At 69.6% G+C, this 26,008-nt stretch carries 24 protein-coding genes; 6 read left to right on the top strand and 18 right to left on the bottom strand.

Going from position 1 to position 26,008, the window contains the following annotated elements:
- Positions 1–30: 30 nt before the first annotated feature.
- Together ACNI3K_RS04730 and ACNI3K_RS04725 are read right to left on the bottom strand one after the other, a co-directional pair.
- Entirely contained in the window at positions 31–564 is a 534-nt protein-coding gene (locus ACNI3K_RS04730) for a GNAT family N-acetyltransferase (RefSeq protein ID WP_419390695.1), read from the bottom strand.
- Between the two features lie 54 nt (positions 565–618).
- Positions 619–2,553 carry a SpoIID/LytB domain-containing protein gene (locus ACNI3K_RS04725; RefSeq protein WP_419390694.1) on the bottom strand — a complete coding sequence of 645 codons (1,935 nt, stop codon included), beginning with the start codon at positions 2,551–2,553 and terminating at the stop codon, positions 619–621.
- Positions 2,554–2,728: 175 nt separating this feature from the next.
- Here ACNI3K_RS04725 and purU point away from each other — a divergent pair, with 175 nt between their 5' ends.
- Both purU and ACNI3K_RS04715 read left to right on the top strand, forming a co-directional pair.
- Positions 2,729–3,583: a formyltetrahydrofolate deformylase gene (purU, locus tag ACNI3K_RS04720; RefSeq protein ID WP_419390693.1), complete on the top strand. Its 855-nt coding sequence runs from the start codon at positions 2,729–2,731 to the stop codon at positions 3,581–3,583.
- Positions 3,584–3,775: 192 nt separating this feature from the next.
- Positions 3,776–4,807, top strand: coding sequence for a CAP and S-layer homology domain-containing protein (locus ACNI3K_RS04715; protein ID WP_419390692.1), 1,032 nt, complete (start codon positions 3,776–3,778; stop codon positions 4,805–4,807).
- Between the two features lie 20 nt (positions 4,808–4,827).
- Here ACNI3K_RS04715 and ACNI3K_RS04710 read toward each other — a convergent pair whose 3' ends face one another.
- Genes ACNI3K_RS04710 through ACNI3K_RS04685 form a run of 6 tightly spaced genes read right to left on the bottom strand, consistent with a single transcriptional unit; the run spans position 4,828 to position 11,153 of the window.
- A complete protein-coding gene (locus ACNI3K_RS04710; protein ID WP_419390691.1) occupies positions 4,828–5,703 on the bottom strand; it encodes an N-acetylglucosamine-6-phosphate deacetylase in 876 nt (291 codons plus the stop codon).
- Positions 5,704–5,707: 4 nt separating this feature from the next.
- Positions 5,708–6,490, bottom strand: a complete 783-nt coding sequence (locus tag ACNI3K_RS04705) for a glucosamine-6-phosphate deaminase (protein ID WP_419390690.1) — start codon at positions 6,488–6,490, stop codon at positions 5,708–5,710.
- Positions 6,483–7,388 (bottom strand): ROK family protein, encoded by a 906-nt coding sequence (locus ACNI3K_RS04700; protein ID WP_419390689.1) that lies wholly within the window; start codon positions 7,386–7,388, stop codon positions 6,483–6,485. Before ACNI3K_RS04700 ends, ACNI3K_RS04705 begins: the two co-directional genes overlap by 8 nt.
- Complete coding sequence (gene nagZ, locus ACNI3K_RS04695) at positions 7,385–8,851, bottom strand: beta-N-acetylhexosaminidase (protein ID WP_419390688.1); 1,467 nt, start codon at positions 8,849–8,851, stop codon at positions 7,385–7,387. The genes ACNI3K_RS04700 and nagZ overlap by 4 nt, the downstream gene beginning before the upstream one ends.
- Before the next feature lie 58 nt (positions 8,852–8,909).
- On the bottom strand, positions 8,910–9,899 hold the full coding sequence (locus ACNI3K_RS04690) for a malate dehydrogenase (RefSeq protein ID WP_419390687.1): 990 nt from the start codon (positions 9,897–9,899) through the stop codon (positions 8,910–8,912).
- A gap of 36 nt (positions 9,900–9,935) precedes the next feature.
- Positions 9,936–11,153 carry an NADP-dependent isocitrate dehydrogenase gene (locus tag ACNI3K_RS04685; protein ID WP_419390686.1) on the bottom strand — a complete coding sequence of 406 codons (1,218 nt, stop codon included), beginning with the start codon at positions 11,151–11,153 and terminating at the stop codon, positions 9,936–9,938.
- A 150-nt stretch (positions 11,154–11,303) separates the two neighbouring features.
- On the opposite strand from ACNI3K_RS04685, the gene ACNI3K_RS04680 reads away from it, so the two are divergent.
- The gene (locus ACNI3K_RS04680) at positions 11,304–12,176 is read left to right on the top strand and encodes an aquaporin (protein WP_419390685.1); all 873 of its coding nucleotides are present in this window, start codon (positions 11,304–11,306) and stop codon (positions 12,174–12,176) included.
- A 127-nt stretch (positions 12,177–12,303) separates the two neighbouring features.
- Here ACNI3K_RS04680 and ACNI3K_RS04675 read toward each other — a convergent pair whose 3' ends face one another.
- The 3 genes from ACNI3K_RS04675 to purN are packed head-to-tail and all read right to left on the bottom strand — an operon-like array spanning position 12,304 to position 14,773.
- Entirely contained in the window at positions 12,304–12,567 is a 264-nt protein-coding gene (locus tag ACNI3K_RS04675; protein ID WP_419390684.1) for a hypothetical protein, read from the bottom strand.
- A complete protein-coding gene (purH, locus tag ACNI3K_RS04670; protein ID WP_419390683.1) occupies positions 12,567–14,123 on the bottom strand; it encodes a bifunctional phosphoribosylaminoimidazolecarboxamide formyltransferase/IMP cyclohydrolase in 1,557 nt (518 codons plus the stop codon). Before purH ends, ACNI3K_RS04675 begins: the two co-directional genes overlap by 1 nt.
- Positions 14,120–14,773: a phosphoribosylglycinamide formyltransferase gene (gene purN / locus ACNI3K_RS04665; RefSeq protein ID WP_419390682.1), complete on the bottom strand. Its 654-nt coding sequence runs from the start codon at positions 14,771–14,773 to the stop codon at positions 14,120–14,122. The genes purH and purN overlap by 4 nt, the downstream gene beginning before the upstream one ends.
- Positions 14,774–14,822: 49 nt before the next feature.
- Here purN and ACNI3K_RS04660 point away from each other — a divergent pair, with 49 nt between their 5' ends.
- Positions 14,823–15,248 (top strand): hypothetical protein, encoded by a 426-nt coding sequence (locus ACNI3K_RS04660; protein ID WP_419390681.1) that lies wholly within the window; start codon positions 14,823–14,825, stop codon positions 15,246–15,248.
- On the opposite strand, the gene ACNI3K_RS04655 is transcribed toward ACNI3K_RS04660, so the two are convergent.
- The 3 genes from ACNI3K_RS04655 to sucC all read right to left on the bottom strand — a co-directional run bounded on the left by ACNI3K_RS04655 (position 15,235) and on the right by sucC (position 18,868).
- Positions 15,235–16,458, bottom strand: coding sequence for a cell division protein PerM (locus ACNI3K_RS04655; protein ID WP_419390680.1), 1,224 nt, complete (start codon positions 16,456–16,458; stop codon positions 15,235–15,237). The two genes, ACNI3K_RS04660 and ACNI3K_RS04655, sit on opposite strands and share 14 nt — an antisense overlap.
- A gap of 339 nt (positions 16,459–16,797) precedes the next feature.
- Complete coding sequence (gene sucD, locus ACNI3K_RS04650) at positions 16,798–17,691, bottom strand: succinate--CoA ligase subunit alpha (protein WP_419390679.1); 894 nt, start codon at positions 17,689–17,691, stop codon at positions 16,798–16,800.
- Between the two features lie 10 nt (positions 17,692–17,701).
- Complete coding sequence (gene sucC, locus ACNI3K_RS04645) at positions 17,702–18,868, bottom strand: ADP-forming succinate--CoA ligase subunit beta (RefSeq protein WP_419390678.1); 1,167 nt, start codon at positions 18,866–18,868, stop codon at positions 17,702–17,704.
- A gap of 208 nt (positions 18,869–19,076) precedes the next feature.
- On the opposite strand from sucC, the gene ACNI3K_RS04640 reads away from it, so the two are divergent.
- A complete protein-coding gene (locus ACNI3K_RS04640) occupies positions 19,077–21,218 on the top strand; it encodes a choice-of-anchor U domain-containing protein (RefSeq protein WP_419390677.1) in 2,142 nt (713 codons plus the stop codon).
- Between the two features lie 82 nt (positions 21,219–21,300).
- Here ACNI3K_RS04640 and ACNI3K_RS04635 read toward each other — a convergent pair whose 3' ends face one another.
- Both ACNI3K_RS04635 and ACNI3K_RS04630 read right to left on the bottom strand, forming a co-directional pair.
- On the bottom strand, positions 21,301–21,951 hold the full coding sequence (locus tag ACNI3K_RS04635; protein WP_419390676.1) for a response regulator transcription factor: 651 nt from the start codon (positions 21,949–21,951) through the stop codon (positions 21,301–21,303).
- Positions 21,948–23,360 (bottom strand): sensor histidine kinase, encoded by a 1,413-nt coding sequence (locus ACNI3K_RS04630; protein WP_419390675.1) that lies wholly within the window; start codon positions 23,358–23,360, stop codon positions 21,948–21,950. The genes ACNI3K_RS04635 and ACNI3K_RS04630 overlap by 4 nt, the downstream gene beginning before the upstream one ends.
- Here ACNI3K_RS04630 and ACNI3K_RS04625 point away from each other — a divergent pair.
- The gene (locus tag ACNI3K_RS04625) at positions 23,359–24,336 is read left to right on the top strand and encodes a L,D-transpeptidase (protein ID WP_419390674.1); all 978 of its coding nucleotides are present in this window, start codon (positions 23,359–23,361) and stop codon (positions 24,334–24,336) included. The genes ACNI3K_RS04630 and ACNI3K_RS04625 overlap by 2 nt on opposite strands.
- A 6-nt stretch (positions 24,337–24,342) precedes the next feature.
- Here the strand turns inward: ACNI3K_RS04625 and ACNI3K_RS04620 are convergent, their stop codons facing one another.
- A complete protein-coding gene (locus ACNI3K_RS04620; protein ID WP_419390673.1) occupies positions 24,343–25,320 on the bottom strand; it encodes an L-lactate dehydrogenase in 978 nt (325 codons plus the stop codon).
- A gap of 32 nt (positions 25,321–25,352) precedes the next feature.
- Entirely contained in the window at positions 25,353–25,991 is a 639-nt protein-coding gene (locus tag ACNI3K_RS04615; protein WP_419390672.1) for a hypothetical protein, read from the bottom strand.
- Between the last annotated feature and the right edge of the window lie 17 nt (positions 25,992–26,008).

Below are 26,008 nucleotides of genomic sequence, written 5' to 3'. Positions count from 1 at the left end.
CGCGGACCGGACCTCAGGCACGCTGCGGCGTCAGTTGTCGCCGCGCACCGCGTTGTCGTCGAGCTCGTCCGAGACCACGGCACCGGCCTCGAGCACCTTCTTGAGGTACGCGTACGTGAGGTCGCCAGCGACCTGGTCGAACTGATGCTCGTAGCCCGCCTTGTTGTAGAGCGCGATGTTGTGCTTGGAGTTCTGGCCGGTGAAGACCCAGACCTCCTTGGTCGTGTCAGGCAGGTGACCGAGCACGGCGAACAGCAGCTGAGTGCCGATGCCCTGACCTTGCAGATCGGGAACCACGGCGAGCCGTCCCATTGTCGCCTTGTCGCCTTCCAGCCCTACGCGGATGGAGCCGATGAGGCGGTGGCCCTGCCACGCGCCGAGCGTCACCACGTCCTCGGACTCCAGGTCGACCTGCAGCTCCTCGACGGTCTGGGTGAGGGCGGGGATGTTGGGGTCGTCGTACAGCTGCGCCTCCGTGACGAAGGCGGCACGCCGCACCGTGAGGAGCTCCCCCACGTGCTCGACCCCGATGACGTCTATGCGCACTCCGTCTGACTCAGCCATGGGTCAATCGTGGCATGCCCGGCAGTGCACGGCTCACCCGACTCGCACTCTCGTTCAGTACTTGGCCGTGAAGGACCAGATCCACGGGGACTTGCCGCCGACGACCTTGCTGCGAATGGTCTCGGCCCCGGTGATGGACTTGGTCTGGCCGGTCGACGAGGTGGCGGTCACCTTGGTCGCGGCCGCCATCGACGAGCCAGAGGTGCGCGAGGTCACCTTGATCGACACCACGTTGCTCATCCCGAACATGCTGCTGGCCTGTGCCTGGGTCAGCGTGCGCGTCCACGCCTTGTTCGGGTTGCGAGACTCGAGCGACCACTTGTCGTCGACTGCCTTGAGATACCCGGGCTGCGAGACCCAGATGTCATCGGAGTTTTCGGTGCGACCTCCGGACGAGGAGAAGTAGTACGTGGTGGCGATCGCGCCGCCGTACTTCAGCACCTTGCCGTCCCTGCCTGAAGATGATGTGGTCGCGTTCACCGCGCTCATCCACCGCTTGCCGTAGTAGGCATCGGTGCCCTCGTTCTCCTTGCGCCAGCCTGTGAAGTTCTGGCTGCGGGTGTCGTCGTAGAGGTGGCAGACGCAGTTCTCGCTGTAGGACTGCATCTGGCGAAGCGCGTAGCCGCGGGCGACGATCGCCTGCGCCTGCAGCGCGTCGGGGTCCCACGAGGACGGCATCTCCGCGATCCCGTACAGGTACTCGGAGTTGAGCTCGGTCCAGTTGGACACGATGAGCCGCGGGTAGGTCTCAGACGGCACCCGGATCACCATCCGGCCGTGCCGGTAGTCGCCGTGCGTCGCCCTGTCCCCGTTGGTCTTCAGCAGCTGGACGTAGGGGTTCTCGCTCGAGGTCGACTGGTAGAAGTCCGTGGCCTCCCACTGGAACTGGAGCTGGCGGGTGGCGCGCTGCCGCGAGCCGTCAGCCCGTTCGACGACGATCTCGTTGTCTCCATTGGGGCGGACATCGCGGATGATCGTGAGCTTCTCGCCCTTCTTGCCCGTCCACGTGTCGTGGGAGCCAGCGTCACCCTCGTTGTAGAACATGAGGCGCCACTGGCCGCCGGTGGTGGAGCTCGAGCCGGGTGAGTTCACCACGAGGACCACGCGGTCCCGGCTGTCCGAGCCGGACCCGAAGATCTCCGTCTTGACTTCCTTGTCGGAGTTGACGGTCGCCACAGTGGTGCCCTGGTAGTAGTGCCTGAGGATGTCCCCTGCGCTGCGGCCGTCGACGGCCATGCCCTGGGCCCCGTACTGGGACATGCCCACGCCGTGGCCGAAGCCGGCACCCTTGATGGTGAACGACTTGGGGATGTTGGCCGGCACCACCACGTCGGGGCTTCCCGACAGGCGGTAGAAGAACGCGGCCGTCGCCTCGCGCGTGACGCCGTCGTACGGCCGGAAGGTGCCGTCGCTCCATCCGGTGGAGATCCCGGTCTTGTCGAGCCACACGATCTCCTCGTAGAAGTCCGTGTTGGTGGGCGTGATGTCCTTGAATGGCGACTTCGCCGGGAGCGTGACCGTCGGCTCGCCCTCGTAGCGGTACAGGAAGGCGGCCATCGCGTCGCGTGTGATGGTGTTGAACGGACGGAACTCCGTTCCCCCGCTCACCTCCCAGCCGTTGGTGATGCCCTGCTTCTCGAGCCACACGATCGCCTCGTAGAAATCGGTGTTGGTGGGCGTGATGTCCTTGAACGGCGACTTCGCCGGGAGCGTGACCGTCGGGCTGCCCTCGAGCCGGTACAGGAACGCGGCGAATGCGTCGCGAGTCACCTCGGCCCGGGGCCGGAACGTGCCGTCCGAGTACCCCGTGGTGATGTCTTCCTGAGCCAGCCAGGTGATCTCCTCGAGGAATGCGTGCGAATCCGGCACGTCCTTGAACCTTGCGGGCGCCGCAGCGGACGCGGCAGACGCCATCGCAGGCACCAGCAGGACGGCGGCGACGGCGGCCGCGACGGCACGACGGAGTCGACGGGGAGTGGGTGAGGTCACGGATACCACCTTGCACAACGCGGTTCAGGGGACGCCCCCAAGACGAGGCGCACTCTCAAACAGTTCCCGTCGACGCGGGATTGCGTGACAGATGTGACCAGTGTGACACGTGAACTCGAAAGCGCAAGGGATCGGCTGCACGGGGCGGCAAGTGCAGATCAGTAGTCTGGGGCCCATGGAATCCACGGATACGCGCTACGTGCTGAGCCTGTCGTGCCCCGACGGGCCCGGAATCGTCCACGCGGTGTCCGGCATGCTGGCCGAGCACGGTGGCAACATCACCGAGTCGCAGCAGTTCGGCGATCCGGACACTGGGCTGTTCTTCATGCGTGTCGAGGTCTCGAGCCCCGCCGACCGCGGTGCGCTCTCCGATGCTGTTGCAGCTCTCGCGGACACGTTCGGCATGTCCTGGAAGCTCGATGTGGCCGGCCGGAAGATGCGTACCCTCCTGCTGGTGTCGAAGTCGGCGCACTGCGCGAACGATCTGCTGTTTCGCGAACGAGCGGGAACGCTGCCCGTCGATGTCGTAGGCCTTGCGGGCAACCACACGACGCTCGCCGACCTCGCCTCGTTCTACGGCAAGCCCTTCCATCACATCCCAGTGAGCGCCGAGACCAAGCCCGAGGCCGAGCAGCGATTGCTCGCGCTCGTCGACGACCTGGACGTCGAGCTGGTGGTGCTCGCCCGCTACATGCAGATCCTCTCCCCCGCGCTGTCGGAGCAGCTCCATGGCCGCGCCATCAACATTCACCACTCGTTCCTGCCCAGCTTCAAGGGCGCTCGCCCCTACTTCCAGGCCCATGACCGCGGCGTGAAGCTGATCGGTGCGACAGCCCACTACGTGACGGCGGACCTCGACGAAGGGCCGATCATCGAGCAGGAGGTGGACCGCGTGGACCACTCCCACACGCCCGAGACGCTCACCGCCGTGGGGGCCGACGTGGAGCGGCGAGCGCTGGCTCGGGCCGTCCGCTGGCACGCCGAGCACCGGGTGCTGCTCGACGGCCACCGCACCATCGTCTTCAACTGACGCCTCCGGACGCCACGCGTCTACCAGGGACCTCGGTCCCGGGACGCGCCGCTACGCGCCGTCGCCGGCGCCACGCGGAGTGATGCGGCATTCCTCACACTGGGTTGACCGGCGTTCGCCGCGCTCCGCAGACTCTCGGAACAGAAGCCCTCCGCGGGCACATGGACCGAGCAGCAAGGGATGGCGACCAGCGTGAACACCACACAGCTCCGACGGCGAGGCCTCGCGACGACTGCAGTGGTACTCGCGTTCGCACTGACCGGCGTGACCGCGCCGGCGGCGCATGCCGCGACGGGCGCCACCGCCACCGGCGGCGAGGTCATCCTCGAGGCGACCAACGACTACCGTGCCGACGCTGGCCAGCCTGGCCTGACGCGGGCCGGGCTCATCGACAACGTCGCACAGCGCTGGGCGGAGCGGCTGCGCGCCGACCGCAAGCTGGCCCACAACCCCTCGTACTCGTCGCAGATGCCCTCGACTGGGCGCTGGGCGGCTGGCGAGAACGTCGCGATGGCATGCGGGCAGGGTGGAGCCAAGCAGGCCGCGGAGACCATGATGCGCGGCTGGTTCAAGTCCGACGGCCACCGCAAGAACATGGAGAACTCCCGCTTCACGCACATCGGGATTGGCTTCGCCTACAACGCCAGCACCGACTGCGGCTACGGCGTGCAGAACTTCGGCGGCTACGCGCAGAACTTCTTCGACGTGCCGCGCACGCACTTCTTCTACGACGAGATCGAGTGGCTCGCGGAGAAGCGCATCACCACCGGGTACGCGAGCGGCGAGTTCAAGCCGCGTGACGATGTCTCCCGCGAGGCCTTCGCGGCGTTCCTCTACCGTCTGGCCGGCAGCCCGAGCGTCTCGCTGCCCTCACGCTCGCCTTTCAAGGACGTCTCGCCGAGTGCGCCGTTCTACAAGGAGATCGTGTGGCTGTCCCGCGAGGGGATCACGACGGGCTGGTCCGACGGCACGTTCCGGCCGCGATCTGACATCTCTCGCGAGGCCATCGCGGCCTTCCTCTACCGCTTCGAGGGCGAGCCCACGGTGCGTTCCACGACGGCGACGTCCTTCGCGGACATCAACAGGCGCTCGGCCTTCCTCAAGGAGATCAGCTGGCTGGCCGAGTCCGGCATCACGACCGGGTACTCGGACGGAACCTTCCGGCCGTTGGCTCCGGTGACGCGAGAGGCCACCGCGGCCTTCCTCGAGCGCGCGGCGAGCTAGCAGACTCGCACGAGCTCCGGTCAGGCCAGGCCGATGGCCGTCCGCGCCGTCGTGCTGGCGGCTGACACTGCCTGATCGCGCGGCACGCCGGCGCTCACGCACACCTCGATCGCGCGTCGCAGCGTGAGGGTGGAGCCGGCAAGGGTGTCGGTGCCGGCGAGCACCGCGCGTCCGTCACGCACCTCGACGTCGCGCGACCCGAGCCGATACTCGCCGTCGGCTGCCGCCGCAGCGGCCATGGCATCGGTCACGAGCACCATCCGGCCGGGCGCGGCCCGGAACAGCGCGGCGACCAGCGAGGGATCCACGTGGACGCCATCGGCGATCACCTCGATCCTCACGCGTTCGTCGGCCAGGGCTGCGCCGACGGGGCCGATCTCACGAGCCGCCACTGCAGGCATCGCATTGAAGGCATGGGTCACCAGCGTCGCTCCCCGATCGAACGCGTCGCGAACCAGCGCCGCGCCGGCGTCGGTGTGACCGATCGCCACCGTCACGCCTGCCTCCACCAAGGTCTTGATCGCGTCGAGGGCGCCGGGAAGCTCCGGTGCGAGCGTGACCTGCCGCAGATCTCCGCCGGTCGCATCCAGGAGCCACCGCACCTCATCGGGAGTGGGCAGTGCGAGGCTGCCCGGGTCGTGAGCACCCTTGCGCGACGCCGCAAGGAACGGCCCTTCGAGATGGATCCCCAGGATCCCTGGGTCCTGCTCCATGGCCCGGCGCACGACGCCGATCTGGCGCGCCGACTCGTGCCGCGGCAACGACACCAAGGACGCCACCAACGTACCCGTCCCCGCCTCCCGGTGGGCGGCCGCCGCGGCGAGGGTGCCGTCGACGGTGTCCCCGAACGCGTGCCCTCCGCCGCCGTGGCAGTGAATGTCGGTGAGGTCGGTCATGGTGCTAGATCCCCTGCCAGTCGGGCTTGTGGCGCTGCGCCCAGCGGTAGTAGTCGAGGTGCCTGAGAGACGCGGCTGCCGCCTCGTCGAGGATCACCGTCACCCGTGCGTGGAGTTGGATGGCCGAGCCGGGCATCGACGCCGTCACCGGACCCTCGACCGCGGCCGCCACCGCATCGGCCTTGCCCTCGCCGAAGGCGAGCAGCACCAGGTGCCCGGCTCGCAGGATGGTGCCTAGCCCCTGCGTCACGCAGTGCATCGGCACGTCGTCGGGTGAGTCGAAGAACCGTGCGTTGTCGCGGCGCGTGCGCTCGGTCAGGGTCTTGACGCGGGTGAGCGACGCGAACGATGAGCCCGGCTCGTTGAAGCCCAGGTGCCCCGTGGTGCCGATGCCGAGCAGCTGCAGGTCGACGCCGCCATGGCTCAGCAGCTCATGCTCGTAGCGGTCGCCAGCGGTCGCGATCCCCGTAGCGCCGCCGTCTGGAACGTGCACGCGGGCGCGGTCGAGTCCGAGCGGCACGGTGACCTCGCGGTCGATGACCTCCGCGTACGACTCGGGGTGTCCGACCGGCAAGCCGACGTACTCGTCGAGAGCGAAGGCGGAGACCTGCGAGAAGTCGACGCCAGCGGCGCGGTGCTGGGCGAGCGCCGCGTACACCGACAGCGGCGTCGACCCGGTGGCCACCCCGAGTGTGAAGGCGGGCCGGGCGCGCACCGCTGTGGCGATGTGGTCAGCGATGACCTGTGCGCCCTCCTCCTTGGACCCGAACACTAGTACCTCAGCCACGACCCACCTCGAGCTTGGCGGCGCCGATGGCCGCGATGGGCTCGCCGTGCGGCGCGAGGACTATCCGCGCCCCCATGTCGAGCGAGGCCAGGAACGGCGATGACGCCTCCCAGCCGCGAATCACCCTGCGGGCGCCATCGAGCAGCTCGTACCGCAGGCCCGTGAGCCCGCCTCCGAGCATCACGCGGTCCACGTCGAGGGTCAGCACCAGCACGCGTACCGCGGTGGCGACACCGTGCATGAGGCCGGCGCGGATCTGCTGCGCGCGAGCATCTCCGGCGCGGGCGGCCGTGAGCACGTCCACGGCGGCGGCACCGTCGCGTCCCCATTGGAGCACCATCCCGCTGCCGGAGGCGTAGGTCTCGAGACCCCCGGGCAACCCGTCCGCTCCGACGGGGCCGGACGGATCGATCGAGATGTGCCCGATCTCGCCCGCCGCGCCTCTGCCGCCCCGCCAGAGCCGGCCGTCGAGGATGAGCCCCGCTGCCAATCCGGTGCCCACGTTGAGGTACGCGATCGAGGTGGTCGCCCCTCCCAGCAGGTGCCACGCGCCGAGAGCCGCAACGTTCACGTCGTTCTCGACGGCCACGGGCACCCCCCACCGCTCGCCCAGCACGTCGGCGAGCGCTAACCGCTCGACATCGAGATTCAGGGCGTGCTCGACAACTCCGCCTCGCACCGCCCCCGGGATGCCGATGCCCACGCCGGCGGCGTCCGCGATGCTTACCCCGGCATCGGCCGTGACGGCGTCCACAGCCGCGCAGGCGGAGGCGACCACGCCCTCCGCGCCCCGTATGACGGGCAGGCGGCGGCGCGCGAGAAGAGCGTCATCGTCTCCGAGCAGCACGGCGTCCACCTTGGTGCCGCCGATGTCGAGGCCGATGCGTGCAGTGCTCACGCGAGCACCTCCACCAGCGCCGCGCCCACGAGTCGTGACGCTCCGAAGGTCGCGATGTCCGCGAGGTCTCCGTCGAGGTCCGGCCAGCCCATGTCGACCACGAGCGGGTCACGAGCCCGGAGCTCGCCCACCACCTCGCGGATCCAAGGGTGGCGATGATTGTCCTTGCCGACCACCACGACCAACGCCTCGGGTGGGACCGCGTCCACCGCAACCTTGTCGTGCGGACCGAGGACGGCGTCCGCCGTGACCCCGGCCGCGAACGGCCCCCACGGGGCGTCGCCGACCGCGATGTTCGCGACCGGCTCGAGCCGAATCCAGTGCACGGGCCCTCCCTGCTGTGCTCGCGCGGCGATCCGCGCCCGTGCCCGCTCGGTCAGACGGAAGGCGCGTCGCAGGGTGCTGCTGTCCACCACTGTGCTGCTGTCCACTACTGTGCCGTAGTCCAGGCCCGCTGACGTGCTCGGAGGACCCCCCGCATCGGCCTGCCGGGCATCGAGGGCTCCCACCATGGCGCCGATGCGCGCGCAGGCGTCCACCAGCCGCTCAGCGGGGAGGACGCGCTGGGCGATCGCTTGGTCGATGGCACGGACGATCGCTTCGACCTCATCATCAGTGTTGGCCGTGCCGAGGCACAGCAGGTCGCAGCCGGCCGCGAGCGCACGGACGGCCGCGGCGGGGATGCCGATCTCTCCGCAGGCGCCGACCATGTCCAGAGCGTCGGTGACGATCACTCCGTCGAAACCCATCTCGCCCCGCAGCAGGTCCTCAAGGATGCGCGCCGAGAAGGTCGCCGGATGGTCGGGGTCGAGCGCGGGCATCATGATGTGCGAGGTCATGATCGCCACCGCTCCCGCGTCGATCGCGGCCGCGAAGGGTGCGAGCTCGCGCGCCCGGATGGTCGCGAGGTCCGCGGGGACGGTCGGCAGCGTGACATGGGAGTCCTGCCCCGTGTCCCCGTGGCCCGGGAAGTGCTTGGCGCACGCGGCGATGCCCGCCGCCTGTGCACCGCGGGTCCACGCGGCCCCGTGGCGACCCACCAGCGCCGCGTCCGCTCCGAAAGAGCGCACCCCGATGACGGGGTTGCGGACGTTCGAGTTGATGTCGACATCCGGCGCGAGCGTCAGGTTGACGCCGGCCGTGCGTAGCTCCTGCCCCACCCGCTCTCCGACCGCGTGCGTGAGCGATTCGTCGTCCAGGCGTCCTAGCACCGCGTTGCCGGGGAACGGAGACCCTTCTCGCTGGTGGAGCCGCGAGACGTCGCCGCCCTCCTCGTCCATCGAGATCACTGCGTGCGGATTCGCCGCGCGGATGCGCGACGTGAGGGAGCGCAGCTGCTCGGGCGACCCGACGTTGGTGGCGAACAGGCACACCCCGCCCATGCCGTCGCGCAGCCGCCTCTCGACCCACGCGGGCAGATCGGTCCCCTCGAAGCCGGGCATCAGCGTCGCCAGTGCGCTCACCCCTTCACCGCCCCGCTGACTGCCATCGCGAGCCTCCGCCGGGAACCGGCACCGGTGCCTACAGCAGGCCGAGCTCTCGCACGGTATCGCGCTCCTGCACGAGCTCCGCGACCGAGGCATCGATCTTCTCGCGAGCACCGGGCGCGATGTCCAGACCCTGGACGACCTCCCACGCGCCATCCTTGGCCACAGCCGGGAAGGACGAGACGAGACCTTCCGGGACCCCATACGACCCGTCGGACGGGAGCGCGACCGAGGTCCAGTCACCCTCGGGCGTGCCGTTGACCCAGTCGTGCACGTGCTCGATCGTCGCATTCGCGGCGGACGCGGCGGATGATGCGCCGCGGGCCTCAATGATGGCGGCTCCGCGCTTGGCGACGGTGGGCACGAACTCGTCGGCGACCCATGCATCGTCGCTCACGACCTCGGCCGCAGGACGGCCGCCGATCGTGGCGTGCGCGATGTCGGGGTACTGCTTGGCCGAATGGTTGCCCCAGATGGCGACCTTGCGAATCTCGCTGACGGGCGTACCGGTCTTGGCGGCGAGTTGCGCAAGCGCACGGTTGTGATCCAGGCGCATCATCGCGTTGAAGCGATCAGCCGGGACGTCCGGAGCGTGAGCGGATGCGATGAGGGCGTTGGTGTTGGCGGGGTTGCCCACCACGAGCACGCGAACATCGTCTGCGGCCCCTGCGTTGATCGCGCTCCCCTGCGGACCGAAGATGCCTCCGTTGGCCGCGAGCAGGTCGCCGCGCTCCATGCCCGGGCCGCGGGGACGAGCGCCCACCAGCAGGCCCACGTTCACGCCGTCGAACGCCGCCGTCGGGTCGTCGAAGATGTCCACGCCAGCGAGCAGCGGGAACGCGCAGTCGTCGAGCTCCATCGCCGTGCCCTCGGCAGCCTTCATCCCCTGGGGGATCTCAAGCAGGTTCAGCTTGACGGGCACGTCCGCGCCGAGCAGCTGGCCCGAAGCGATGCGGAACAGCAGGGCGTAGCCGATCTGGCCGGCGGCGCCGGTGATGGTGACGGTGACGGGTGTGGTGCTCACTTCGGTGTGACTCCTTGGGGTGAAGAGGTGCGGTGCCTACTTGAGGCGGGCCGCAAGGTTCTGGTCGAGGGTCGCGAGGAACTCCTCGGTGGTCTGCCACCCCTGGTCGGGGCCGACGAGCGCAGCGAGGTCCTTGGTCATGGCGCCGGACTCGACCGACTTCACGATGACGTCCTCGAGCGCCTCGGCGAAGCCAGTGACCTCGGGCGTGCCGTCGAGCTTGCCGCGGTGCCGCAGGCCCCCGGTCCACGCGAAGATCGAGGCGATGGGGTTGGTGGAGGTGGGCTTGCCGGCCTGGTGCTGGCGGAAGTGGCGGGTCACGGTGCCGTGCGCGGCCTCCGCCTCCACCGTCTTGCCGTCGGGCGTCATCAGCACGGACGTCATCAGGCCCAGCGACCCGAACCCCTGTGCCACGGTGTCCGACTGGACGTCGCCGTCGTAGTTCTTGCAGGCCCAGACGTAGCCGCCCTCCCACTTCATGGCAGCAGCCACCATGTCGTCGATCAGGCGGTGCTCGTAGGTGAGTCCGGCCTTCTCGAAGTCGGCCTTGAACTCGCGCTCGAACACGTCCTGGAAGATGTCCTTGAACGCGCCGTCGTACTGCTTGAGGATCGTGTTCTTGGTCGACATGTAGACCGGGTAGTTCCGCTGCAGTCCGTAGGCGAACGAGGCGCGGGCGAAGTCCTCGATGGACTTGTTGAAGTTGTACATGCCCATGAGCACGCCGCCACCCTCGGGCATCTTCACGATCTGGTGCTCGATGGGCTCCGAGCCGTCGTCGGGCGTGAAGGTGATCATCGCGGTACCGGCGCCGGGGACCTTGAAGTTGGTGGCCTTGTACTGGTCGCCGTGCGCGTGGCGGCCGATGATGATCGGCTTGGTCCAGCCGGGCACCAGGCGGGGGATGTTCGAGATGATGATGGGCTCGCGGAACACGACGCCACCGAGGATGTTGCGGATGGTGCCGTTGGGGCTGACCCACATCTTCTTGAGGCCGAACTCCTCGACGCGGGCCTCGTCGGGCGTGATGGTCGCGCACTTGACGCCCACGCCGTGCTTCTTGATGGCGTTGGCCGCGTCGATGGTGATCTGATCGTCGGTCGCGTCGCGTGACTCGATGCCGAGATCGTAGTACTCGAGGTCGACGTCGAGGTAGGGGTGAATCAGCCGGTCCTTGATGAACTGCCAGATGATCCGCGTCATCTCGTCGCCATCGAGCTCGACGACCTTGCCTTCGACCTTGATCTTCGTCATACGTGTGCCTCACGGGTTCTTGGGAGTGGGGTATCTGCTCTCCAGGCTAGTACATGGGGTTCTCACGGCCCGCCGGTATCGCTCCGCGCCGCCCTCGTGCCAGGATGCGCTTGGACGCACAAGCCAGCCCCTATCGACGGAGGACAAGACATGACAGATCCAGAATCGCGCCCGGGCAGCCCCGACCCCACGGCCGACGCGGCGGCAGAGCCCGTCGACCACCAGTTCGAGCAGGAGCTCGAGGACGATTCCTGGCTGGAGGAGCCGGCGGGCGCGGGACTCGTGACCCGCATGCTCGCCGAGGCCGCGGGCACCTTCATCCTGGTCTTCCTCGGTGTCGGCGCCGCACTGTTCGCCAATGCGCTGGGCTGGGGCCCGCTCGGAATCGCCCTCGGCTTCGCGGTCGCCGTCGTCATTGCCATGGTCGTGTTCGGCGGCGTCTCGGGTGCCCACATCAACCCCGCGGTCACCGTGGGCATGTGGATCAGCGGCCGCTTCCCGGGCCGCGACGTGGTCTCGTACGTGATCGCCCAGATCGTCGGCGGGATCGCGGCAGGCGCGGTGCTGGTCGCCCTCAGCTCCTCGCACCCCGAGATCGCCAATGGACGAGAGTTCATGAGCACGGCCGCGAACGGCTACGGCGAGAACTCGCCGATCGGCTTCGGACTCGTCGCCGGCCTCGTCGTGGAGGTCATCATCGCGGCCCTGCTCGTCGCGGTCGTGCTGGCGGTCACGTCACTGCGCTCGGGCGCGAGTGCGGGCGCCGCCCCGTTCTCGATCGGACTCACCTTCGGCCTGCTGGTGATGCTCGCCATTCCGTTCACCAACGGTGCCCTGAACCCTGCCCGAGCCACCGGAGCCGCGCTGTTCGCGGACGCCTGGGCGCTGCAGCAGCTGTGGGTCTTCTGGGTGGCTCCACTCGCGGGAGCCGCGATCGCCGGACTCCTGTTCCGCGCGTTCGGCCCCGAGGAGGACCTCATCATCATCGAGAGGGTCGAAGAGATCCACGTCATCGAGGACTGACAGCGGTCACTCTTCACGGCCCGGTCGCGCACGGCGCGGCCGGGCCGTTCGTCTGCCCGATGCGGTCGCCGGGTTCGCCCGCCGGCTCCGATGGCAGCGCTGCAGCGAGGCTGGCGCAGCGGTGCGGCTATCCCAGCGGCGTCGTGAGCCCCAGGAACACGAGCGCCATCGCGAAGGCCACGAGCACCATCACGTCCACGTAGCGGCGCCTCACCGAAAACGAGCGTCCGGCCCGCAGCGTGAGCCGGGTGACGGCCCCCACGAGAGCGAGCACAGCGAGCATCAGCACACCCGCCTGGACATCGATGAGCGCCCCCACGCCGACGACGACGACCGCCGCGACGAGCGCGACACGGGCCGTCCGGCTGGAGGCGAGCTCGGTGCCCGGCATCAGTGAAAGAAGTGCCGGGTGCCGGTGTGATAGAGCGTGATCCCGGCCTCGTGAGCGGCGTCGATGACCTCGCCGTCCCGCATCGAACCGCCGGGCGAGACGACAGCCCGCACGCCAGCATCGGCCAAGACCTGCAGTCCGTCGGCGAAGGGGAAGAAGGCGTCGGAGGCCGCGACCGAGCCGCGAGCACGCTCGGCCCCCGCACGCTCCACGGCAAGCCGGCACGAGTCGACCCGGTTGACCTGCCCCATGCCGATGCCCACGGCGGCGCCGTCGGTGGCGAGCAGGATGGCGTTCGACTTGACCGAGCGGCACGCGATCCACGCGAACTCGAGGTCCGCCAAGGTGGCCTCGTCCACGGCGGGACCTGCCGCCAGCGTCCACTTGTGGGGTGCGTCTCCCGTCGTGAAGTGGTCCGCCCACTGGACGAGCAGCCCCCCGCTGATGCGGCGCCATTCCTGGTCGAAGCCGCTGTGATCCACTTCAAGCACGCGCAGGTTCTTCTTGGCCTGCAGCACCTCGAGGGCCCCGTCCTCGTAGGCAGGCGCGGCCACGACCTCTGTGAACACCTGTGAGATCTGCTCGGCCGCCGCGACGGTAATGGGGCGGTTCGAGGCGATCACGCCACCGAAGGCGGAGACGGGGTCGGTCTTGAGTGCGCTGGCGTGAGCTTGCGCGATGTCCTCACCCACGGCGATACCGCACGGGTTGGCGTGCTTGATGATCGCGACGGCGGGGCGGTCCTGGTCCCAGGCCGCACGCAGCGCAGCGTCGGCGTCGACGTAGTTGTTGTACGACATCTCCTTGCCGTGGAGCTGGCGGGCGTTCGCCAGGCCCGTCCCCCGCGCGGTTCGGTCGCTGTACACCGCCGCTCCCTGGTGCGGATTCTCGCCGTAGCGCAGCGTGCTCAGGCGCTCGAAGGAGGCGGCCGTCCACACGGGCAGGTCAGTCTCCTCGTCGCCCACGACCTCGGTGGTCATCCAGGAGGCGACGTGGATGTCGTAGTCCGCCGTGTGTCGGAACGCGGCGGCCGCGAGCGACTGTCGCGCGGCGAGGGTGAAGCCACCGCCGCGCACCGACTCCAGAGCGGAGTCGTAGCCCGCAGGATCCACGAGCACCGCCACGGAGGCATGGTTCTTGGCGGCCGCGCGCACCATCGATGGCCCGCCGATGTCGATCTGCTCGATCGTGGCGTCCTGGCTCGCGCCCGATGCGACGGTCGCGGCGAACGGGTAGAGGTTCACCGCGACGAGGTCGAAGGGCTCAATGTCGAGCTCCTCGAGCTGCGCTCGGTGAGTCTCGAGGCGGCGGTCGGCGAGGATGCCGGCGTGGACCCGAGGGTGCAGGGTCTTCACGCGCCCGTCGAGGCACTCGGGAAAGCCGGTGAGGTCCTCGACGCGCGTGACCGCGACGCCCGCATCGGCGATCCGCGTCGCGGTGGAACCGGTGGAGACGATCTCGACCCCCGCATCGACCAGGCCCCTGGCAAAGTCCTCGATGCCCGTCTTGTCGTAGACGGAGATCAGTGCCCGCCGTACCGGCTGCTGGTCGCTCATGCGTCGCCCTTCGTGTCTTTCAATGTTGCAGTGCCTACAGTCACCCGTCGTCCCTCGACGGTCCATCCCTCGCGTGCCATCCGCCCCACCGTGACGGTGACGAGGCCGCGCTCGACGTTCTTGATGCGCTCGTGGAGGGTCGATTCGGTGTCATCATCCCAGACCTCGACCGCCGCCTGCGCGATGATCGGCCCGGTGTCCACGCCCTCGTCGACCAGCATGACGGTGCAGCCGGTGACCTTCGCGCCGCCGACGAGCGCGTCGCGCACCCCGTGCGCGCCCGGGTAGGAGGGCAGCAGCGCAGGATGGGTGTTGACGATGCGTCCGCCGAACCGGGCGAGGCTCGGGGCCCCGATGAGTCTCATGAATCCTGCCAGCAGCACCAGGTCAGGCTCGTGCCGCGCCACCTCGTCGGCGAGTGCGCGGTCCCAGGCCTCCCGATCCGGGAAGTCCGCGAGGGCCACCACCGAGGTGGGAACGCCCCACTCGGCTGCGGCCACCAGACCCGCCGCGTCTGCGCGGTCCGAGATCACGGCCACCACGCGAGCGCCGTACGACGCGTCTTGCTGTGCGTCGAGGACCGCGCTCATGGTGGACCCGGCCCCGGAGATCAGCACGACCAGGCGCGCGGGAGTGGGCGGGTTTGTCACGGGCCGAGCCTATCGGCATGCTTAGGGCACAACCATCAGGAGGACCGCCGTGGCCGAGGACCAGACCCGCGAGAGCCGCCTGCCCCCGGGGGCACGGCGGGACAGTGGGGTGTTCATGGCGCTGCTCGCCGCAACCGTGCTGCTGTACATGATGTCGATCCCGATCGCCTTCGGCGTGATCGGCACCAGCATCGCTGCCGCGTTCTTCGGCCTCCGCGCGCTCTACCGGTCGCGGGCGACGTCTGAGATCACCACCTTCCGGTGGGCGATGAGCTCGGGAGTGGTCCTGTGCGGCTTCGCAGCCTTCATGGGACTGACGCTGGTCCTGTTCCGGGAGCCAGTGCAGGAGCGCCAGGACTGCATGGCGCGCGCCCTCACTCAGGCTGCGGAGAGCGCATGCGACCGGGAGTACGAGGAGGGCGTCGAGCAGACCGTCCAGGACGCGTTCGACCGCGTGGGCATCACGCGACCGTAGTCGCCTCCCGGCGCGACCGCTGTCGCCCGCGGGCGCGCCGCTCCAGCAACGCTGAGGGCACGCGCAGCGCGAGCGTCCCCGTCACCAGGCCCGCAATGGTGAGTGCGGCTACGGCCGCGGTCGCCACGACGACGTCGGGCCCCACCGTCTCGAGCCGCGCGGGTCCGGCCGCGCCGCTCGTCGCCGCGAAGGCGACCGCGGCTGCCGCGCACACGAGGCCAGCCGCGACCGCATCGGCCGCCGCATCCTGTCGCCACGACAGCGCCGGCCGTCGCACCGTCAGGCGCGCGAGCAGTGCCGCGAGCGCCAGCAGCACCGGCGCCCACACCAGCAACCCGCCCGCCGTGGAGGGCAGCGCCCCGAGCACGGGGAAGGCGGGCAGCACGTCCACGCTGATGACGCTCGGGGAGTACGCGGTGTCGAGCCCCACCGCGAAGCCCGGGCCCGCGAGCCACGCCACCATCCACACGATCATGGTCGGCACGTACGCGAGTTGGGCGATCGCGAGCACCACCGCGCTCACCAGGTCAAGGTCGAGGCTCGTGGCGACATCGCCGATCGCGTGCCTGCCGGCGACGCCCCAGACCGCCCCGGTCACCGCAGCCAGCATGATCATCACGAGAGCCGACCCCGCCCCGCGCCGCGCACCCGCCCGGGCCCAGACGGGCACCCGTGCGAGCCACGCCAGCTGCACGCCGTGAGCCCTCCAAATGCCCACGGCGGTGCCGACCGCCGCGACGACGACGGCCACGACCGTCGCCCCCACGACGTGGGTGCGCTGCGAACCGTCGACGAGGGACGCGATGGTCCCCACCCCGGCGGCGTAGGTCGCGACCGCGAGCGCCCAACTTCCCCACGTACGTGCCGCGAACCGGCGCGCGAGGGCCGCCAGGATCGCTCCGCACAAGAGCGTCAGCCCCAACGGGACCAGGCCCACGACCGCGTCTCCCACGTGGACGGGCACCCCGTGACCGAGCAGCCACAGACCCGTCGCCACTGAGGTCGCACCGCTCCATTCGGCCCCGCCCACGCCGTCGGAGGGCGCGGAGGCCGCCACCGCGAGGCTGGGGGCGAGCAGCGCGAGGTACGACAACGCCAGACCCTGGAGGCCCGTGAGTATCCCCCCGAGCCACGCGGGTGCGGCGCGCACTGCCGCCACCGCGCGGCCCGCGAGGACGCGCAGATCTGTGGCGAGGGAACGGGTCGACATGTGTCAATGGTCGCCCGGCGCCACGGCGAAACCCCGGACCGGCTCGCGGAATCCCGCGAGCACGGCGCGCTGCGTGACCTTCCCGCGTGCGCTGCGTGACCTCCCCGCGCGCGCTGCGTGACCTCCCCGCGCGCGCTGCGTGACCTCCCCGCGCGCGCTGCGTGACCTCCCCGCGCGCGCTGGAGGGACATGAGTGCAAGAAGTCCGCGTCTGGCGACACTCATGTCCCTCCAGGGCACGCCGCTGCAAGCCAACACTCCGCGCGGGCGTGGACACGCCAACGGCCCGGGCCGCCATCACATGGATGGCCGCCCGGGCCGTTCGGCCAAGCCTTACGCCTTACGAGGCCGTCAGGATCTGCCTCATGAGCTCAGCGGTCTCGGTAGGCGTCTTACCTACCTTCACGCCCGCGGCCTCGAGGGCCTCCTTCTTGGCCTGCGCCGTGCCGGCCGAGCCGGAGACGATCGCGCCGGCGTGGCCCATAGTCTTGCCCTCGGGGGCCTCGAAGCCCGCGACGTAACCCACGACCGGCTTGGTGACGTGGCTCTTGATGTAGTCCGCCGCGCGCTCTTCCGCGTCGCCGCCGATCTCGCCGATCATGACGATCGCGTCCGTGTCCGGGTCGTTCTCGAATGCTTCGAGGCAGTCGATGTGGGTGGTGCCGACGATGGGGTCGCCGCCGATTCCCACGCAGGTCGAGAAGCCCAGATCCCGCAACTCGAACATCATCTGATAGGTCAGCGTGCCGGACTTCGACACGAGTCCCACGCGACCGGAGCCGGTGATGTTGGAGGGGGTGATGCCCACGTTGGACTGGCCGGGAGTGATGAGCCCGGGGCAGTTGGGCCCAATGAGCTGTGTGCCCTTGGACTGCGCATAGGCGAAGAACTCGGCGGTGTCGGCGACCGGCACGCCCTCGGTGATGATGACGGCGAGACGGATGCCGGCGTCAACTGCCTCGACGACCGCACTCTTGGTGAACGCGGGCGGGACAAACAGGACGGTGACGTCCGCGCCCGTCTCAGCGATCGCATCGGCCACCGAGCCGAACACCGGGATCGAGCGCGAGTCGCCCTCGATCTCGAAGTCGACTGTGGTGCCGGCCTTGCGCGGGTTGACACCCCCGACGATCTGCGTGCCGGAAGCCAGCATGCGCGCCGTGTGCTTGGAACCCTCGGAGCCGGTCATGCCCTGGACGATGACCTTGGAGTCAGAGTTGATGAAGATCGACATGCTCAGTCCTTTACGCGTTGGCGAGCTCGGCGGCCTTGGCCGCGGCTCCGTCCATGGTGGGGGCGATGGTCACGAGCGGGTGGTTCGCAGCGGCGAGGATCTCGCGGCCCTCGTCGACCGAGTTGCCGTCGAGCCGCACCACGAGTGGCTTGGTGGCGGTGTCGCCCAGCTGGTCGAGGGCGCCCACGATGCCGTTAGCGACCTCGATGCAACTGGTGATGCCGCCGAACACGTTGACGAAGACGCTCTTCACCTGGGGGTCGTTCAGGATCACGTCGAGGCCATTCGCCATGACGGCCGCCGAGGCGCCGCCGCCGATGTCCAGGAAGTTCGCGGGCTTGACGCCGCCGTGCTGCTGGCCCGCGTAGGCGACCACGTCGAGGGTCGACATCACGAGGCCCGCACCGTTGCCGATGATCCCGACCGAGCCGTCGAGCTTCACGTAGTTGAGGTTCAGCGCCTTGGCCTTCGCCTCGAGCGGGTCGGCTGCGTCCTTGTCCTCGAGGGCGTCGTGGTCCTCGTGGCGGAATCCCGCGTTCTCGTCGAGGGTCACCTTGCCGTCGAGCGCGACGATGTCGCCGTCCTCGGTGAGCACCAGCGGGTTGACCTCGACGAGGGTCGCGTCCTCCTCGGCGTACACGGTCCACAGCTTCTGGATCGCCGATGCGACGGGCTCCTTGAGGTTCTCAGGAAAGCCGGCGGTGTCCACGATCTCCTGGGCCTTCGCGGCGTCGATCCCGACCAGCGGGTCCACTGCGACCCGGGCGAGTGCCTCGGGGCGCTCGACCGCGAGGACCTCGATCTCCACGCCGCCCTCCACGGAGCACATCGCGAGGTAGCGGCGCTCGGAGCGGTCCAGCAGCACGGAGAAGTAGAACTCCTCGGCGATCTTGGCCCCGGCCGCGACCATCACGCGGTGAACGGTGTGACCCTTGATGTCCAGCCCCAGAATCGACTCGGCAGCCACCTCGGCCTCGTCGGGCGAGTGGGCGAGCTTGACGCCGCCAGCCTTGCCACGGCCACCGATCTTGACCTGAGCCTTGACGACGACGGTGCCGCCGCCCAGCTTCTCGGCGGCGGCCTTGGCCTCCGCGGGGGTCTCGGCGACGATGCCGGGCAGCACGGGCACACCGTGCTTCTCGAACATGTCGCGCGCCTGGTACTCGTACAGGTCCATGTGCGTCCTTGCTTTCGCGATGGGCGCGCGCACAACGCGCGCGGTGGTTCGGTGGTGCCCAGCCTAACGGCCGCGTGTGTCCAGCCCGTAACGTCTCCCGCCTGGTGAGGCCGGCGACGGAGCCCGAAAACGACCCTCGTCGGACGTGACGCGTTCTGGTAGCGTTCCCGCCGTACGAGGTACGACACATCATTCAAGGTGAGGGCCCATGCCGATGACCCGATTCCCGATGTCGCACCGCGCGACCCCAGTGCTATCCGTGGCGGGGCTCGGGCTGCTCGTCGCAGCGCTCGTCGTCTCCCCCGCATTGGCCGCCGTCGACTGCGACGGCCTCGCGGCCGACGCCGCGGACTACGAAGCGGAGCTGGGCTGCGCGTCCCAGGCGATCGAGGGCACGCAGACCATCACACTTACCGACAGCTTCACCGTGCCGGTGACCGCGCTGAACCGGTACGTCGGCAGCCAGCCGCTCACTGTCGAAGGTGAGGGCGAGGGCATCACCATCACCGGACCTGGTCGGGACAGCGGCGATGCGCCCGATGGAGCGGCCACGTTCCTCGAGGTAAGCACGGGCGTCTCCGGCCCGGTGCTTCAGGACGCACCGCTCGACGAGGTCATCCCCGCGCCGTCAGGAACCGACCCCGACATCACCGTGCGCAACCTCACGATCACCGACTTCTCCGGCGCAGGCACGATCGCCCACACGTCCTACGGGACGCTGCACCTCGTCGACGTCGACGTGGTGGGCAACGGCTTACTCGCCACGCCGGGCGGCCAGGGCGGGTTCCCGGCCGGCGCGGCCGTCGCCGCGCTCGGGGACATCGTCATCTCGGACTCCCTGTTCCAAGACAACTCGGGTGCGCTGGGGGGTGCCGTGAGCAACTGGCCCGTACTCGTGTCTCCTGGTCCGGGCCAGGACGACCCGCAGGGACCGCCGACCATCACTGCCTCCGGCTCGGTCTTCACCGGGAACGAGGCGGTGGCCGGCGCCGCGATTTTCTCCTTCGGCAATACCGACGTATCCGACTCGTCGTTCTCCGACAACGTCGCGGAGACCGGCGGCGCGGTCGCATCCTTCGGGACGTCCGCAGTGATCTCCGACTCCACGTTCCGCGACAACGTCGCGACGACGCTGAGCGCGTCCGAGGGCTACATCGAGGGCGGCGCTCTGGCGGTCGACGGCAAGGTGACGATCTCCACCAGCGAGTTCACCGGCAACGCCAGCGAGGGAATCGGCGGCGCGATCGCCTTCAGCGTGGGTGCCGATAACGACGGGACGTCGCTGACGATCACCGACAGCCTGCTGGCCGGCAACGCGGCCGTCTCCGCCGGCGGCGCCGTCTGGTTCGAGGGCGCCACTGAGGTCACCGGCTCCACCTTCATGGACAACACCTCCGAGGAGGGGCCGGGGGCGATCGCGGTGATGGCCGACGGTCAGGACGTCTCCGTCGCCAACTCGACAATCGTCAATAACGCTTCGGATGCCGCCGCGCCCGCCGTGGCTGTCGACGGAGCGGGCACCGTCGGCGTGACCCACGCGACGTTCGTCGCCAACAGTTCCGCGGGAGACGCCACCCATCTGGGCGTGCGCGACGCCGCGAGCACCACGCTGACGGCCAGCCTGTGGGTGCCCGCCGGCGAAGTGCCTGCCTGCGACATCGCCGGCGAGCTCGACACGGCCGCCAACTTCGATCAGGACGGGACCTGCACCGCAGGCTGGTCCGGCCAGGGCGACGTCGGCGAGGGGCTCGTCCTCGAGCTGGGTGAGGCCCTAGACAACGGTGGGCCGACGCCGACGGTATTGCCTGCGGCCGACAGCCCGGTGGTGGACGCGGTGCCGGCCGGCGTCACCGCCGCGTTGGTCGACCAGCGCGGCGTGACCCGGCCGCAGGGCGCGGCCAAGGACATCGGGGCCGTGGAGCTCGAGACCGACGCGTCGACCCCAGCGTCGCTCATCGAATTCCAGATCCCCACCGATGGGGGAACTCTTCACGGGACGGCGGGCCCCGCCCTCGCGGTCACCGACATCGTGGCGATCCCCACGGGTGACCTGGACGTCCCGCCGCCGCCCGACACCGCCCTGCCTTACGGTGCCGCCGGATTCACGGTCGCAGTGCCCGAGCCCGGCGACTCAGTGACCGTCACGCTCACCGCGCCGCGGCCATTCACGACTCTGCTGAAGTCCACGGACGGCGCATGGAGCGAGGTCAACGGCGCGGCCTTGAGCGACGACGGCACCACCGTGACCTACACCCTCACCGACGGTGGCGAGCTCGACGAGGACGGCGAGGCCAACGGTCTCATCGTCGATCCGGTCGCGCTGGCTCTTCAGGCCACGTTCACGGGCTGACAGCGGACACGCGACCTTCCCGCCGACGTCCCACCCGGGGTCACTCCCCGCGGGTCACTCTCCGCGAGTCACTCCCCGCGAGTCACTCCCCGCCGTAGGCGTCTCCGCGGCGCACGAAGCCTGCCTCGTAGGCCGCGATCACTGCTTGAGTGCGATCCCGCACGCCCAGTTTGGTGAGGATCGCGGCGACATGGGACTTCACTGTCTCCGCCGAGACGAACAGCCGCGCGGCGATCTCGGAGTTCGACAGGCCTCGGGCCAGCTCCCGCAGCACGTCCTGCTCGCGGTCTGACAGCTCCGGCAGCTCGCCGTCCGCCGAGTGGGCGAACTTCTCGATCAGCGCGCGGGTCGAGGAGGGAAAGACCAATGACTCCCCCGCCGCCACCACGCGCACTGCCTCGATCAGCTCTGCAGGGGGGACTCGCTTGAGCACGAATCCCGCAGCACCCGCCCTCATGGCCTCGAAGACGTAGTCGTCGACGTCGAACGTCGTGAGCACCAGTACCTTGGCGGACGCTCCAGACTCCACGATGAGCCGGGTGGCCTCGAGACCGTCCATGCCGGGCATGCGCACGTCCATCAGCACCACGTCTGGGGCAGCGCGCCGCACCTCATCGACAGCCTCCGATCCGTTCGCCGCCTCGCCCACGACCTCCCAACCGGGCTCGGACCTGAGCACGGCCCCCAGGCCCATGCGCACGAGCGGGTCGTCGTCGACGATCAGGATCTTCATGCGCCCACCCTGGCACGCACCCTCGACCACCGGCAGCACGCCTCGCTGCCGTCCACGGCGTCCTCAGGCGCGGCGAGCGCTATCCCGAGCGGCAGCAGCACCATCACCTCGTAGCCGCCGTCCTCGGAGGGGCCGATCAGGCTAGCGCCACCCACGAGAGCTGCCCGGTCGCGGATGCCCGCGATCCCGCGTCCCATCGCGGAGCTCGGCGGTCGCAGCGCCGCGAGCGGTGCCGCACCCGCCGCTCCGGGCCCGTTGCGCACCGACACTGCCAGAGCATCCGGCAGGGTCGCCACGTGAAGGTGGATGGCCGCTCCGGGCGCGTGCTTGGCCGCGTTCGTGACCCCCTCGCGCACGATCGCGTACGCGGCACGGGACAGCGCTGCCGACACGGGCTGGGCGTCCAGGCGCAGGTCCACGGTCAGTCCGGCTCCGCGAGCCTGCTCGACGAGTCTCGGCACGTCTTCCAGAGTCGGCACCGGCGCGCGCGACTCGGCCTGGTTCCCGCTGATCGCAGCGATGATCCGGTCCAACTCGCCCATCGCCGCGCGGCCCCGCTCCTCGATGTTGCGCAGCGCCTGCCGTGCGAAGACGGGATCGGTCTCGAAGACGTGTGCTCCCGCTCCCGCCTGCACAATGTTCATGGTGATCATGTGGCCGATGCTGTCGTGGAGCTCCTGGTCGACCCGCACCTGGGTCTCGGCGAGCTCGGCTCGTTCGGTGGCCGCGGCCATGCGCTCGCTCAGGCTGGGGCCGAGCACCGCCCGGGCCAGCACGGCGACGAGGCTCGCGTAGTGATGTGACGCCCAGGCGAACATCGGGACCGCAAGCGCCACCACGGGGGTCCCGGCCAGCAGCCAGAAGGCCGCCGTGTCGACCACGGCGCGTCCCGAGGGGTCCTCGGAGCCCGGACCGGCCACCATGCCGAGCGAGTACGCGGCGGCGGTCAGCCACGCGGCCACGAGGGTAGCGGGCACCACGATCGCAGAAAGTGCGAGGACGAATCCGACGGGACCGAGCACGATGCGCATCATGAGCCACGCGAGAGTGCGCCACCCCTGTGAATCGTGAAGCAGCGCGAAGCCCCAGTTCCCAGCGCCGGTCAGGGTGGGCGCCTTGCCGGGCTCCCGCAAGCGGTACAGGCGCGGCGGCGGCTCGGCGATGTCCGCACCGAGCAGGGAGTTCGCAGTCGCCCTTTCGAAGTCGCCGATGGGTCGCAGCGTCCACTGCACCACGGCGGCGATCGCCACGCCGATCCAGATGACCGCAAGCGCGACGCTGGCCAGGTACATGGTGACGGTGTAGGTGAACCACACGATCGCCACGGGCAGGCCCAGCAGCAGGTACGTGATCTCTCGCCACGTGCGAGCCCGCCACGTGAGCGCGAAGTAACTGCGGATGAGGGCCATGGCCCCATGGTGCCCGCCGCGGGCCTTGGATGCCGACAACGGCGCGGCGACGGGCGCGGCCGCGGCCCCTACCCTGGTGTCCGTGCCCGCTCCCGACTCCGCACCGCCGCAACCGGCTGCCAGCCCGCGCCACATCGGCACCGGTCCTTCGCGCCGCGCCCGCCGCTGGCAGTGGGCCGCCGCCGTCGGGTCGCTCGTCGTCGCCGGTGTCGCCGCCACGTATGCACTCAGCGGCGGAGGCGACCCACAGGCCTCGGGCCCTCCGGCATCGTCCCCGGCAAGCTCAGCCGCCGCTGAGTCGGCCACCCCGACGCCCAGCCCGTCTGCCGGCACCGAGGTCACACCGGGCGAGATCGTGGTCACGGCGCCCTCCGAGGGCATCGCGCTGTACGACGCCGCAGGCGCCGCCACCCCGTCCGACGAGCTGGGTCCGTGGACGCCGCTCGGATCCCCGACCACCCTGCTCGGCTTCGACCGCGAGGTCGTCGCCGGCGAGGAGTGGATCCAGGTCGAGTTGCCCGGCACACCGAACCATCGCACGGCCTGGGTACGAGCGGCCGATGCGTCGGTCACCTCTAGCGATGCACGCATCGACGTCTACCTGGCGGAGCGCGAGGTCGAGCTCACGGTCGCCGGTGAGTCATCAGTGATCGCCGAGGCGGTGATCGGTCAGGACGCCTCGCCGACTCCGCTCGGCGTCTTCTGGGTCACCGATGCGCTCGATTTCACCGCCAACCCCACCGGTGTCTACGGCGCGTACGCGCTGGGGCTCAACGGATGGTCGGAGACCCTCGAAGAGTTCGATGGCGGGCCACCGCAGATCGCGGTGCATGGCACCAACGAGCCCGGCCTGCTGGGACAGGCCGTCTCCAACGGGTGCGTGAGGCTCACGAACGACACCATCACCGAGATCGCCCGCGCCGAGGGCGTGGGCGTGGGCACGCCCGTCGTGGTCCACACCTCCCGCGCGCCCTAGCGCGTGTCAGATCGCGCCGAACCGCTCCGCGGTGTCGCGAATCGAGCGCGCCGAGGCCTCCAGCGCCACCCGCTCCGATTCGTCCATGGGGGTGTCGGCATGGTGCTCGATGCCGTGACGGCCGATGACCGCGGGGAGCGACATGCACACCTCGCCCACACCCGGGTAGTCGATGAGGGTCGACACCGGCATGATCCGGCGCTGGTCACCGAGCACCGCCTCGACGATGCGGGCCCCAGCGACCCCTATGGCGTAGTTGGTCGCACCCTTGCCCTCGATGATCGTGTAGGCCGAGCGCATCACATCGTGATGGATCTGCTCGCGCCTCTCCGGGGTCATGACGATGTTCCCGGCACGGTCGCGCCACTGCCCGAGGGGTTGGCCCCCGACGGTCGCGGAGGACCACAGCGCCACCTCGGAATCGCCGTGCTCACCCGCGATGTAGGCGTGCACGTTGCCCACCGCGACGTGGCATGCCTGCGCCACCTGGTGACGCAGGCGTGACGTGTCCAGGGCCGTTCCCGAGCCGAACATGCGCGCAGGGTCCATGCCCGTCTTCTTGATCGCCGCGAGAGTCACGACGTCGACAGGGTTGGTGACGAGGATGTAGATCGCGTCGGGCGCCACCCGCATGAGCGGAGGCAGCACCTTGTCCATGAGCGAGATCGTCGCCCCCGCGAGGTCCATGCGGGACTGTCCGGGCTGCTGCTTGGCACCGGCCGTGACGACCACCACGTCGGAACCCTCGACCACGCCGACGTCGTCCGAGCCGAGCACTGTGGCCTCGGGCATGAACTGAATGCCCTGCGCGAGGTCCAGCGCTTCCGCCTCGACCTTGGCCTTGTTGATGTCGTACAGGGCGACGGTCCGGGCGAATCCGCGCATCAGGCCGGCATACGCGAGCGTCGCGCCCACCGCACCCGCGCCGACGATGGACACCTTCGAGGTCTTGGCTTCCACTGACTTCTCCATCCGTTGGGGCATCACGGTCAGCGTAGCGACACTGGCGACGCCCGTCAGGCGGCGTCCAAGTCCACGCACCAAGCGGCTCCCACCGGCTCGGGGTTGAAGCCCTCGGCGAAGACCTCGACCCCATCGGTCGCGTGGACCTCGAGCCAGTACTCGGTGTCCAGGCACCACTTCCCAGGGTTCATGACGAGGCGTCCTCCGAGCTCCTCGCTGGGGCCCCAGTACGTGCCCGTCTCGAGGGGATCCCCTTCGAGAGTCCGCACCATCATGGCGATCGCGGCCCCGTCGCAGACCCGCACAAGGCTCGCACCCGACCGGGCACGTGCGCGCTCGAACATTGTCCGTTCGCTCTCAGACATCTCGTTCGCGTTGTCGCACCGCGGGTGGGACAGCACCACACCACCGGCCACATAGTCGACGTCCTCGCACCCATCGGTGGCACCGCTGTCGAGTCCGGGGTTGACCAGCGCAGCATTGACACGGACGAGCAGGCCGAGGTCGATCAGCGGAACCGTGCGATCCACCTCCAACCGGCCGTGTGATGTGAGCTGGCCGCAGGCGCCCTCTTGGGAGGCGACCTCGGTGGCATCCGCGGTGACGGATCCATCGGATCGGAGAGGAACCGTCAGCGCCGCGATCAGCGCCACTAGCGCGATCGCGCCGCCCAGCAACCACCAACGCCTCATGATTCCCCCTCGCCCGT

This window comes from Demequina ureilytica, from assembly GCF_048553575.1.
Lineage (GTDB): Bacteria > Actinomycetota > Actinomycetes > Actinomycetales > Demequinaceae > Demequina.
Note: the sequence above shows the minus strand (reverse complement) of the source record. Positions and strands in the feature narration are given on the sequence as shown.